The organism is Streptomyces boncukensis (genome assembly GCF_011045075.1).
Lineage (GTDB): Bacteria > Actinomycetota > Actinomycetes > Streptomycetales > Streptomycetaceae > Streptomyces > Streptomyces boncukensis.
This window is the reverse complement of sequence record NZ_JAAKZZ010000231.1, coordinates 1-11,263: the sequence shown is the minus strand read 5'-3', so window position 1 is coordinate 11,263 and position 11,263 is coordinate 1. Positions and strand designations below refer to the sequence as shown.

8 protein-coding genes and 1 pseudogene are annotated in these 11,263 nt (G+C 72.3%); 4 read left to right on the top strand and 5 right to left on the bottom strand.

All coding sequences use genetic code 11. The features are described from left to right. Window positions 1-68 precede the first annotated feature (68 nt). The 4 genes from G5C65_RS21000 to uvrB form a co-directional block, all read right to left on the bottom strand. Window positions 69-1,052 (bottom strand): TerC family protein, encoded by a 984-nt coding sequence (locus G5C65_RS21000; protein ID WP_165300436.1) that lies wholly within the window; start codon window positions 1,050-1,052, stop codon window positions 69-71. 185 nt (window positions 1,053-1,237) lie between these two features. Beyond that, entirely contained in the window at window positions 1,238-3,241 is a 2,004-nt protein-coding gene (locus G5C65_RS20995; RefSeq protein WP_165300435.1) for a TerD family protein, read from the bottom strand. Window positions 3,242-3,288: 47 nt separating this feature from the next. Next, a complete protein-coding gene (locus tag G5C65_RS20990) occupies window positions 3,289-3,867 on the bottom strand; it encodes a TerD family protein (protein ID WP_165300434.1) in 579 nt (192 codons plus the stop codon). Between the two features lie 179 nt (window positions 3,868-4,046). Beyond that, on the bottom strand, window positions 4,047-6,182 hold the full coding sequence (gene uvrB, locus G5C65_RS20985) for an excinuclease ABC subunit UvrB (RefSeq protein WP_165300433.1): 2,136 nt from the start codon (window positions 6,180-6,182) through the stop codon (window positions 4,047-4,049). Between the two features lie 201 nt (window positions 6,183-6,383). Here uvrB and G5C65_RS20980 point away from each other — a divergent pair, with 201 nt between their 5' ends. The 4 genes and pseudogenes from G5C65_RS20980 to G5C65_RS20965 all read left to right on the top strand — a co-directional run bounded on the left by G5C65_RS20980 (window position 6,384) and on the right by G5C65_RS20965 (window position 10,059). Continuing rightward, a complete protein-coding gene (locus G5C65_RS20980) occupies window positions 6,384-7,307 on the top strand; it encodes a glycerophosphodiester phosphodiesterase family protein (RefSeq protein ID WP_165300432.1) in 924 nt (307 codons plus the stop codon). Between the two features lie 61 nt (window positions 7,308-7,368). Further along, window positions 7,369-7,937, top strand: a pseudogene (locus G5C65_RS20975) (methylated-DNA--[protein]-cysteine S-methyltransferase). A 151-nt stretch (window positions 7,938-8,088) separates the two neighbouring features. Next, window positions 8,089-8,658, top strand: coding sequence for a snapalysin family zinc-dependent metalloprotease (locus G5C65_RS20970; RefSeq protein ID WP_165300431.1), 570 nt, complete (start codon window positions 8,089-8,091; stop codon window positions 8,656-8,658). Between the two features lie 48 nt (window positions 8,659-8,706). Then, on the top strand, window positions 8,707-10,059 hold the full coding sequence (locus G5C65_RS20965) for an MFS transporter (protein ID WP_165300438.1): 1,353 nt from the start codon (window positions 8,707-8,709) through the stop codon (window positions 10,057-10,059). Between the two features lie 170 nt (window positions 10,060-10,229). On the opposite strand, the gene G5C65_RS20960 is transcribed toward G5C65_RS20965, so the two are convergent. Further along, window positions 10,230-10,955 carry a PIG-L deacetylase family protein gene (locus G5C65_RS20960; RefSeq protein ID WP_165300437.1) on the bottom strand — a complete coding sequence of 242 codons (726 nt, stop codon included), beginning with the start codon at window positions 10,953-10,955 and terminating at the stop codon, window positions 10,230-10,232. Window positions 10,956-11,263: the final 308 nt, after the last annotated feature.

The following is an 11,263-nucleotide window of genomic DNA, read 5'->3' as shown; positions in this document are numbered from 1 at the left end:
CCCCCTACCCCCTGCCCTCGCCCTCCCCGGCTCCGGGTTTCCGGACGCCGGGGAGGGCGAGGGGTCTCTCAGGAGTCGGCCGGCTCCTTCGGGGTGCCCTCCGCGAGGGCCTGCCTCCGGGACGCCATCAGGGAGGTCACCGTCGTCACGACCAGCACCGCGCAGATGACGCCCAGCGAGACCGGGATGCTGATCTCCGGCACATGCACTCCCGCCTCGTGCAGCGCGTGCAGCACCAGCTTGACACCGATGAAGCCGAGGATCACCGACAGCCCGTACGACAGGTGCACCAGCTTCTTCAGCAGCCCGCCGATCAGGAAGTACAGCTGCCGCAGCCCCATCAGCGCGAAGGCGTTGGCGGTGAAGACGATGTACGGGTCCTGGGTCAGGCCGAAGATCGCGGGAATGGAGTCCAGGGCGAACAGCACATCCGTCGTGCCGATGGCCAGCATCACGATCAGCATCGGCGTCATCAGCCGCTTGCCGCCCCGGACGATGAACAGCTTGGTGCCGTGGTACGTGTCGGTGGACGGGAAGCGCCGCTCGACGGCCTTCAGCAGGCGGTTCTCCTCGAACTCTTCCTCCTCCTCGCCGCCGCGGGCCTCCTGGACGAGCTTCCAGGCCGTCCAGACCAGGAAGGCGCCGAAGATGAAGAAAACCCAGGAGAAGGTCGAGACCATCGCGGCGCCCGCCGCGATGAACGCGGCGCGCAGCACCAGGGCGATCAGCACGCCCACCATCAGCACCCGCTGCTGGTAGATGGACGGCACCGCGAACTTCGCCATGATCAGCACGAAGACGAAGAGGTTGTCGACGCTGAGCGACTTCTCGGTGATGAAGCCCGCGAAGAACTCGCCGGACGCCTGGCCGCCTCCGAACAGGAAGACACCGAGACCGAAGAGGATGGCGAGCGCGATCCAGACGGTGGTCCAGATCCCGGCCTCCTTCAGGGAGACCTCGTGCGGCTTGCGGCCGCCGATGAAGAAGTCGACCGCTATCAGGGCGCACAGGCCGACGATGGTCAGCAGCCATACGGACAGGGAGACGTCCATGGTGTTCCTCCGGCTTGGCAAGGAGCGTGGGCCGGAGGTCTCTTCCACCCGGCGAACCGGGCCGGGGCCCCGGGACCAGCATCGAGCCGGACCGTACTGACGGGGTCACCGCAGGTGTGGGAATACTCCCCTCCGATGCAAAGAAGAGTAAAGCAATCCCATGAAAAGGTAAAGAGAGGGTGGTCTCAGCGCCCGTTCTCCCGCCTCCCCGCCACCGCCTGCCGCAGCACCTGCGGCACGACCTCGCTGCCGCCCGGCGCCAGCGGCGGCTCGTACGTCCAGGCGTGCCCGACCCAGGGGTCGGCCAGATGGTCGCTGGGCACCGGCGTCAGCCGCAGCAGGGACCGCCAGAGGGGATCGAGCACCGGGCCGTACGCCCGCGCCTCCTCGCGGTCGGCGGCCATCAGCAGATGGACCCCGACCCCCGGGCCCTCGTCCGCGAGATAGCGGAGCTGGGTGACGGCGCGGTCGTCGAAGCCGTGCGGAAAGTCGTGCACGACGAGCAGCTGCTCGGCCGGGTCCAGGTCGGGCGGCAGCGCGTCGGCGTTCCCGCTGCGGACGGCCATCTGCACGAGGTCCACCCGCCGGGTGAGCTGCTCCAGGGTCCGGGCCACGCCCGCGGCGCCCGCCGCCGGGGGCTCGGCGAGGGCGCCGGTCTCCACCAGCGGGGCCAGCGCACCGGCGGCCGAGCCCGCGGGGTCGATGACCCGCACGGAGAACTGGCCGGGCGGGTGCACGGCGTACAGCCGGGCGGCGATGGCGGTGGCCGTCTGCGCGCCGAGGCGGCGCAGCTCGGCGGCGTCCAGCAGGCCCGCCTCCGCGGTGTCGGCCGCGCGCCCGCTGTCGACCCACAGCCCGCGCGACAGCGGCAGCCGTACCAGCATCGGGATCCGCAGCTCGGCGCGCTCGGGCAGCCAGAGGTCGCCCAGCCGCAGCGCCAGCGGCGTGTCCTGGGGCACCTGGTACGCCTGCCAGACCGGGTTGTCCCAGCGGGCCAGCGCGGGCGGCAGCGCGGGCTCGACGACCCCGGCCTCGGCGACGAGCTGCGCGAGGTCCCGGTCCAGGGCCGACTGCGCCTGCTCGACGAGCTGAGCCTGCTTGGCCCGCGCCGCGTCCCGGGCCGCGTCCGCGGCCGGGCCCACCCGGGCGCGGGGGTCGTCCAGCACCCGGTCGACCTCGCGCTCCATACGGGACTCCGCGAAGTCGACCGCGGAGCGGTAGGCGGCGACCGCGCGGGCCAGGTCCTCGAACATCCCCCACACCTGGTTGTACAGCCGCTCCTCCAGGGACCAGCCGGGCGCGTCGCCCGCCACGGGCTCGGGAGGCCGGTCCGCGGCCCCGGCCCCGGGAGGGGCACCGGCCGGAGAGCCGGTGCCGGGCGGAGAGCCGGTGCCGGGCGCCGGGGCGGCCGCCGGCCGCTTCGGGTGCCGGTAGTCGACCGGTCCGCCCGCGGGGGACGGGGCGCCCGCCTCGGAGGGGGTGCCGGACGGAGTGTGCGCGCCCGGCTCCGGGGACGGGCCGGCGGACGGGGACGGGCCCGTACCGGACGCGGGGCCGCCGCGGGCCGCACGGGCCGCGCCGCGCTCCGGGGAACCCTCGCGGTCCCCCGCCGCCGGCGGCGGTGCGACCGTGCGCGCCATCCCCGCGGCCACCGCCTCGTTGATGGTGGCGGCCAGCTCGCGGGCGCTGGGCAGGCCCTGGTCGTCGAGCATCGCGGCGAGGCCGCCCGCGTAGCCCTGACCGACGGCCCGCACCTTCCAGGCGCCCTGCCTGCGGTACAGCTCCAGGGCGACGACCGCCGACTCGGCGTCCAGACCGGTGGCGGTATAGGTGGCGATCTCCGTGCCGTCGAGCCCGGTGACGGCCAGATACGGGGCGGCGACCGCGCCGAAGCGGCCAGCCCCGCCCGGCCCGGTGGGCAGGGCCAGCAGGACGTTCACCCGGTGGACGTCCACCGGCAGGGCCTCCAGATCCACCGCGAGGCGGTGGCCTGCGGCGGCCTGCCGGGAGACCTCCAGGCCGGGGAGGTGCGGCGCAGCGGGATGGGCGATCCACCCGGCGTCCCGCATCCGCCCCTCGGAGTCGTTGAGCGTCGCCCCGGCTATGACCGGTTGCCCCGCCGACACCCGGATCTCCACCCGGGCCCCGGGCAGCGGGTGGTTCTGGCCGCGGATCAGCTCGGCCGTCATGCTGGTCCCTCCCCTGTTCCCCTGTCCGCTCTCCCGGCCACCGCCTCTCAGAGGTGCGCCAGGATCTCCGGGATCATGTCCTGGAAGGTGCGGCCGTGGGCCGGGTTTCCGATGGCGGTCATCTGCCAGCCGCTGCCCTGGCGGTGCACCTTGGCCATGATCTGGCCGGTGTAGTCGCCGCCGCCGGTGAGGGTGTAGCGGGCCAGCTCCTGGCCGTTCGTCTCGTCGACGAGGCGGCAGAACGCGTTCTCCACCTCGGAGAAGGTCTGTCCGCTGAAGGAGTTGACCGTGAAGACGATCTGGTCGATGTGGACCGGAATGCGCTGCAGATCCACCATGATCGCCTCGTCGTCCCCGCCCTGGCCGGCGCCGCCGACGAGGTTGTCCCCGGTGTGCTTGATGGAGCCGTCGTCGCTCACCAGGTGCTGGAAGAAGACGACATCGACCGGCTGCTTGTCGGCGAAGAGCACCGCCGAGGCATCGAGGTCGATCTCCTTGCTGCGCTTGCCGAAGAGGCCGCGGCGGGGCGCGGCCTGCCAGCCGAGCCCCATCCGCACCGCGGTCAGCGTGCCGCCGTCGCTCTTCTGCAGGCTGATGGCCTGTCCCTTGGACAAGTTGACCGACACGTGCGTTCCCCTCTCGACAGTGGTGCGCTCGCCGCCGCGCGCCGGAGCCCGGCGGCCGTCACGCACCGCACACTACGTGTACCGCAGAGCGCGGTGATCGCCCTCTCCGGCTTTGTGTCGTTCTTGCAACACTCCCCAGGCAGCGGCGGGTCCAGTGCCGCCCGACGCCCCCGCGCGGCTCACCGCAGTCCGACCTCCTTCATCTGGCGGAGCTCCTTCTTCAGCTCGCCGACCTCGTCCCGCAGCCGTGCCGCGACCTCGAACTGCAGCTCGGCCGCCGCCGCGCGCATCCGCTCGGTCAGCTCCTCGATGGTCTCGGCCAGGTCGGCGGCGGGCCGGTCGGTCAGCTCGCCGGACTCCTCGCCGCGCTTCTTCGCCGGGGTGGGCGCCTTGGGCTTGCCGGCCTTGCCGGCCCCCTTGCCGCCCTTGCCCGTCTCGTCCCGCTGCCGGTAGCCCGTCTCCAGCAGCCGCTCGGTGTCGACCTGCTCGCGGGCGATGTCCGCGACGATGTCGCCGATCTTCTTGCGGAGCGGCTCGGGGTCGATGCCGTGCGCCTCGTTGTACGCCATCTGCTTCTCGCGGCGGCGGTTCGTCTCGTCGATGGCCCGCCGCATACCGGGGGTGACCGAGTCCGCGTACATGTGCACCTGGCCGGAGACGTTGCGCGCGGCGCGGCCGATGGTCTGGATCAGGGAGGTGCCGGAGCGCAGGAAGCCCTCCTTGTCGGCGTCGAGGATCGCGACGAGCGAGACCTCGGGCAGGTCCAGGCCCTCCCGCAGCAGGTTGATGCCGACCAGCACGTCGTACTCGCCGGAGCGCAGCTCGCGCAGCAGCTCGATGCGGCGCAGCGTGTCCACGTCGCTGTGCAGATAGCGGACACGGATGCCCAGCTCCACGAAGTAGTCGGTCAGGTCCTCGGCCATCTTCTTGGTGAGGGTGGTGACCAGGACCCGCTCGTCCTTCTCCGCGCGGGTGCGGATCTCGTGCACCAGGTCGTCGATCTGGCCCTCGGTCGGCTTGACCACGACCTCGGGGTCGATCAGGCCGGTGGGGCGGATGACCTGCTCCACGACGCCGTCGCCGCGCGCCAGCTCGTACGGGCCCGGAGTGGCCGAGAGATACACCGTTTGGTCGATCCGTTCGAGAAATTCTTCCCATTTGAGCGGACGGTTGTCGAGCGCGGAGGGGAGGCGGAAGCCGTGGTCGATCAGCGTCCGCTTGCGGGCCGCGTCCCCCTCGTACATCGCGCCGATCTGCGGGACCGTCTGGTGCGACTCGTCGATGACGAGCAGGAAGTCGTCCGGGAAGTAGTCCAGCAGGGTGTGCGGGGCCGAACCGGGATCGCGGCCGTCGATGTGCCGGGAGTAGTTCTCGATGCCGGAGGCGGTGCCGATCTGGCGCATCATCTCGATGTCGTACGTGGTGCGCATCCGCAGCCGCTGCGCCTCCAGCAGCTTGCCCTGCTTCTCCAGCTCGTCCAGCCGCTCGGCCAGCTCGGCCTCGATCGCGTTGATCGCCCGCTCCATGCGCTCCGGACCGGCCACGTAGTGCGAGGCGGGGAAGACATACAGCTCCTGGTCGTCCGAGATGACCTCGCCGGTGATCGGGTGAAGCGTGGAGAGCGCCTCGATCTCGTCCCCGAACATCTCGATGCGGACCGCCAGCTCCTCGTACACCGGGAAGATCTCGATCGTGTCGCCGCGCACCCGGAAGGTGCCACGGGTGAACGACATGTCGTTCCGCGTGTACTGGATGTCGACGAAGCGGCGCAGCAGCTGGTCCCGGTCGGTCTCCTCGCCGACCTTGAGCGGCACCATCCGGTCGACGTACTCCTGCGGCGTGCCCAGGCCGTAGATACAGGAGACGGAGGCGACGACGACCACGTCACGACGGGTGAGCAGCGAGTTGGTGGCGCTGTGCCGCAGGCGCTCCACCTCCTCGTTGATCGACGAGTCCTTCTCGATGTAGGTGTCCGTCTGCGGGACGTACGCCTCCGGCTGGTAGTAGTCGTAGTACGAGACGAAGTACTCCACCGCGTTGTGCGGCAGGAGCTCGCGGAACTCGTTCGCCAGCTGGGCCGCGAGGGTCTTGTTGGGCGCCATCACCAGGGTCGGACGCTGGAGCTTCTCGATCATCCACGCGGTGGTCGCCGACTTGCCCGTGCCCGTCGCGCCGAGCAGCACCACACCCTTCTCGCCTGCGCTGACGCGCTGCGCCAGCTCGGCGATGGCGGTGGGCTGGTCCCCGCTGGGCCGATAGGGGCTGACGACCTCGAAAGGCGCCACCTTGCGTTCGATTTCGGTGTTGGGCCGCATGCTCACCACCGTACGACCCGGCACCGACAACGGGCGGCCGGACCGGAAGCGCTCCACTCTGGCGCGTAGACGCCAGTAGTCCGCACAACCGCCCCCAGACGTCCCCCGTTCAACTTCCCGCCACCTCTTCCCTGCTTTCCCGTACAGCCGCCTGGGCACGCTTTTCGCTGTCCGTGCACAAGTAGAAGCGAGGAGTTCCGCATGTCGATACGCCCTCTGACGGCCGCTGCCGGCGGCGCGCTGCTGGGTATGACCGCACTCTTCCTCACCGCCGCGCCCGCCGCGAGCGCCGCACCGGCCGCGCCCGCGCTGGAGCGCCCGCACGCGCCGCTGCCCGTCGCCCACCGGGGCGCCTCCGCGTACGCGCCGGAGAACACGCTCGCCGCCGTCGACAAGGCCGACGAGCTCGGCATCGACTGGGTCGAGAACGATGTGCAGCGCACCAAGGACGGAGAGCTCGTCGTCATGCACGACACGACGCTCGCACGCACGACGAACGCGGAGGAGGTGTTCCCCGACCGCGCGCCGTGGAACGTCTCCGACTTCACGGCCGCTGAGATCAGGAAGCTGGACGCCGGAAGCTGGTTCGACCCGGAGTACCGGGGCGTGCGCGTGCCGACGCTCAGACAGTACGTGAACCGGATCGAGCAGCACCGGCAGCGGCTGCTGCTGGAGCTGAAGGCACCCGAGCTGTACCCGGGCGTCGAGAAGGAGACGCTGCGCGAGCTGCGGCGGCTGGGCTGGCTCGACCGGAGCCATGTGAAGCGCAAGCTCATCATCCAGAGCTTCAACGCGGCCTCCGTGGAGAAGGTCCACGACCTCGTACCCGCCGTGAAGACCGGCTTCCTCGGCAACCCGGCGGCGAGCGAGCTGAAGAAGTACGCGGCCTTCTCCGACCAGATCAACCCCCGGCACGCGGCCGTCACCGAGGACTATGTGAAGGCCATACACGCCGTGAAGGGCGCGCACGGCAAGCCGCTGGAGGTCTTCACCTGGACCATCGACGACGCCCCGACAGCGGTGCGGGTCGCCGAGGCGGGCGTGGACGGCATCATCTCCAACAAGCCCGACGTGATCCGGGATGCCACCCGGGGCTTCGGCTCGGCCCCGGGCCTGGGCGGCTGACACCGCGGGATGCCGCGACCGGCCGGCGTCCGCTGTCAGTGGGCACCTCTAGGGTGCCCTCATGACCGAGACGCCGGCCGCCTCCGGGCGCCCCTGCTCGTACGCGGTGCGGGACACCCCCATCGGCCCCCTGCTGCTCGCCGCCACCGGCGAGGGGCTCGTCCTCGTGGCCTTCCACGCCCGGGGGCGCACGCTGGAGCGCGCCCTGGGGCGCCTCACCGCGGCCCTGGGCGCGCCCCCGGCCCGGGTGGGCCCCCAGGAGTCCCCGCACCCGGCGCTCACCCGCGCGGCGGACGAGCTGGACCGCTACTTCGCGGGCGAGCTGCGCGCCTTCACCGTGGAGCTGGACTGGACGCTCTCCGGCGGCTTCCACGAGACGGTCCTGCGCACACTGGCCGAATCCGTCGCCTTCGGCGCCACCGCCGGGTACCAGGATCTGGCCGACCGCGTCGGCGAGCCGGGCGCGGCCCGCGCGGTCGGCGCCGCCATGGGCTCCAACCCGCTTCCGGTCGTCGTCCCCTGCCACCGCGTCGTGGAGAGCAGCGGCGGCATAGGCGGCTTCGGCGGCGGCCTGGAGACAAGCGCACCCTGCTCGCGCTGGAAGGGGTCCTCCCCGAGCCGCTGTTCTGAAGGGCTGGAACGGGCGTTGTGGGGTGCCTGGGGTGTCCCTAGGCTGCCAGGGCGAACGACGTCATCAAGCCCCCCACGAGAGAGGCTGACCGTGAGTCTTCGCATCCCCCCACACAGATCGTCGCGCCCCCGGAGTCCCCGCAGGCCCCGTATGGCCCTGCTCGCCGTGCTGGCCGGCCTGTGCGCGCTGTTCGCCGGCCAGACGACCGCCCACGCCCACGCCCCCGCCACGGCCGGCGCCCCCGAGGGCGAGCGGGCCCGCGCTGCCGTCGTCGTCACCTATGACGCCAGCCGTTCGGCCGAGTTCGCCGACGAGGTGCGGCAAGGCGCCGAGGTCTGGAACGAGAGCGTGCAGAACGTCCAGCTCCAGCCCGTCTCCGCGGGCCAGCGGGCGGACGTCACCGTCATCGCCGACAACGGCTGGCCGCGTGCCATCGTGTCCGGTCTCGGCCGGGGCACCGTCTACATGGGCCGTATCGCCGTGAACCAGGGCTATGACGAGATACGCATCGCCGCGCACGAGTTCGGGCACATCCTCGGACTGCCCGACCGCAAGCCGGGCCCCTGCTCCAGTCTGATGTCCGGCTCCACGGGCGGGGTCAGCTGCACCAACCCGTATCCCAACGCACAGGAGCGGGCCGAGGTCGAACGGAACTTCGGCAGCCAGTACGAAGCGCTGCGGCACCAGCGATTCGACCGGGTGTTCGTCGACCGGCCCTGACCTGGTCAGCGGGCACACGGCGGTGTCAGACTGCACGGCGTGACTGACATGCGCGAGTCAGCCGACGGTGCTGACACCCCCGAAGCGGACAGCGGGGCTCCCGGGGCCGGGCCCGACACCGGGCCCGGGAGCCTCGGCGCACTGCGGCGGCGTACGCAGTCGGTGCTGATCGCCAGTCAGATCCTGGGCGGACTCGGGGTGTCGACGGGCATCGCGCTGGCCGCCGTGCTGGCGAAGGAGATCGGCGGCTCCGAGGCGGTCGCCGGACTGGCGTCCACCTCGGCGGTGCTCGGCACCGCGGTGCTGTCGCTGCCGTTCGCCGCGCTGATGGCCGCACGCGGCAGAAGGGCCGGTCTGACGCTGGCGTACGCGGTGGCTGCGGTGGGCGGGCTGGTCGTGGCCGGCGCCGCCGCGGTCGGCAACTTTCCGCTGATGCTGCTGGGCATGGCGGCGTTCGGTGCAGGCAGCTCCGCCAATCTGCAGGCGCGGTTCGCCGCCGCCGACCTCGCGGAGCCGGCGCACCGGGGGCGCGCGATCTCCACCGTCGTGTGGGCCACCACCATCGGCGCCGTCCTCGGGCCCAACATCGCGGCGCCGGCCGGCGAGACCGTCTCGGGCCTCGGCATACCCCGGGCGGGCGGACCGTTTCTGTGGGGCTCCGCGGTGTTCCTGGTCTGTGCCGTGCTGGTGCACACGCTGCTGCGGCCCGACCCGCTGCTGACGGCGCGCCGGCTGGCCGCGGCGCCGCCGCGCCCAACGGACCGGGCGGACCCGGCCGATCCGGTGGAGGCTCCGGGGCCGGGCGCCGAGGACCACTCGCTGCGCGCGGGGCTCGCGGCCGTGCGGGCGTCCGCGCGGGCCCGGCTCGCGCTCGTCACCATCGCGGGCTCCCACACCGTCATGGTCTCGGTGATGGTCATGACCCCGGTCGACCTGGGCGGGCACGGCGCGGACGTCGAGCTGATCGGCCTCGTGATAAGCGGCCATATCGCGGGCATGTACGCCTTCTCGCCGCTGATGGGATGGCTCGCCGACCGGCTGGGCCGACTCTCCGTGATCCTGCTCGGAATGGGGCTGCTGACCTGCGCCACGGCGCTCGCCGGAACCGCCGACGGACGGCATGCGCAGTCCGCGGCCGGGCTGTTCCTGCTCGGCCTCGGCTGGTCGGCGGGGCTGGTCGCGGGCTCCGCGCTGCTCACCGACTCCGTGCCGCAGCCCGCGCGCGCCGCCGTCCAGGGCCTGTCGGACCTGCTGATGAACGCGGCGGCGGGCGCGGGCGGCGCGCTGTCCGGGCTGGTGGTCTCCCAGGCCGGCTACGGCTGGCTGAACGCCGGAGCCGCGGCGGTGCTCGTACCCGTCGCCGGGCTCGCCCTCCGCACGGCGGCCGGACGGCGCAACTAGGTGACGTGCGGATCGTGGTTGCCCTCTGCCGGGGCTGCCCCTTGCTGACCGGGGCTGCCCCTTGCCGGTGCGTCGCAGACTGCGGCTGTCGCCGTGGTTGCTCGCGCAGTTCCCCGCGCCCCTTACGGGCCAGCTCCGACGCGGGGTACGCAAGCTCCGCCGGACGCGGACTAGCCGCGGTCGTACAGCTCGAAGGGGACCGCCTTGCGGCCGCCGAAGCGGGCCGCGCCCCACTCCAGCCCGCGCAGCACGATGGACCGGGCGTACTCCTCCGGCTCCTCGTCGGTGAGCGCGGTGATGTACGCCCGGTGCTCATTCAGCGAGGCGAGCGCCCGCTCCGTGGCCGCGTCCCCGACAGGCGTCGCATGCGTGGCGTGCGGCGAGGCCGCGACGGCGACCCAGCGCACCCCGTCCCACGGTGCGAGGCCGCCCTCGTCCAGCTGGTCGGAGAAGATCCACCGGTTGCCCGCGTCACCGACGGCGTCCAGCACGCTGCGGCCCACCGCGCGGTGGTCCGGGGTGTTCCAGTAGCTGCCGAGGCCGCCCCAGGTCTCGTGGTAGTTGACGGTGAGGACCAGGTCCGGGCGCAGCCGGCGGATGGCCCCCGCGATGTCCCGGCGCAGCGCGGGCCCCTCCTCGATCACCCCGTCGCGGTGTGCCAGGAAGTCCACGTCCGTCACGCCGACCGCGCCCGCGCTCGCGCGCTGCTCGGCCTCCCGCACCCGGGCGCACTCCGCGGGGTGCAGCGTGTCGATCCCCGCCTCGCCCCGGGTCACCAGGAGGTAGGCCACTTCCTTGCCCTTGGCCGTCCATTCCGCGATGGCCGCGGCCGCGCCGTACTCCAGGTCGTCGGGGTGGGCGACCACCGCCAGCGCGCGCTGCCACTCCTCGGGCATCTCGGCCAGCTGCTCGTCCTGGCCCGGGTCCCGCTCTTGGCCCACAGTCGTTACCGCCGTTCGAAGGGTGTCCAATCGGTCTGCCGGGACCAAGATTCACAAACATCCCACCGTCCGACAACAGTCCCGGCCCCGCGGGGAAAACGCCGTACGGCCCGAGAGGCTTCCCTTTCGCGCGCCGACGGAGGACTCTGCGAGGAGGAAAGTAACGATTGTCGGATTCGCGGCCCCCGGGTCGCGGACCGCGTGAGCATCGGAAAGCGAGGCACCGCCATGCCTCCGGCGTCCTCCCCCTCGTCCCCCTTGTC

Bases quoted from the DNA above. Each gene is read 5' to 3' on its own strand.
- G5C65_RS21000 (WP_165300436.1), bottom strand. From the start codon at position 1,052: ATGGACGTCTCCCTGTCCGTATGGCTGCTGACCATCGTCGGCCTGTGC.
- G5C65_RS20995 (WP_165300435.1), bottom strand. From the start codon at position 3,241: ATGACGGCCGAGCTGATCCGCGGCCAGAACCACCCGCTGCCCGGGGCC.
- uvrB (WP_165300433.1), bottom strand. From the start codon at position 6,182: ATGCGGCCCAACACCGAAATCGAACGCAAGGTGGCGCCTTTCGAGGTC.
- G5C65_RS20980 (WP_165300432.1), top strand. From the start codon at position 6,384: ATGTCGATACGCCCTCTGACGGCCGCTGCCGGCGGCGCGCTGCTGGGT.
- G5C65_RS20970 (WP_165300431.1), top strand. From the start codon at position 8,089: ATGGCCCTGCTCGCCGTGCTGGCCGGCCTGTGCGCGCTGTTCGCCGGC.
- G5C65_RS20965 (WP_165300438.1), top strand. From the start codon at position 8,707: ATGCGCGAGTCAGCCGACGGTGCTGACACCCCCGAAGCGGACAGCGGG.
- G5C65_RS20960 (WP_165300437.1), bottom strand. From the start codon at position 10,955: ATGCCCGAGGAGTGGCAGCGCGCGCTGGCGGTGGTCGCCCACCCCGAC.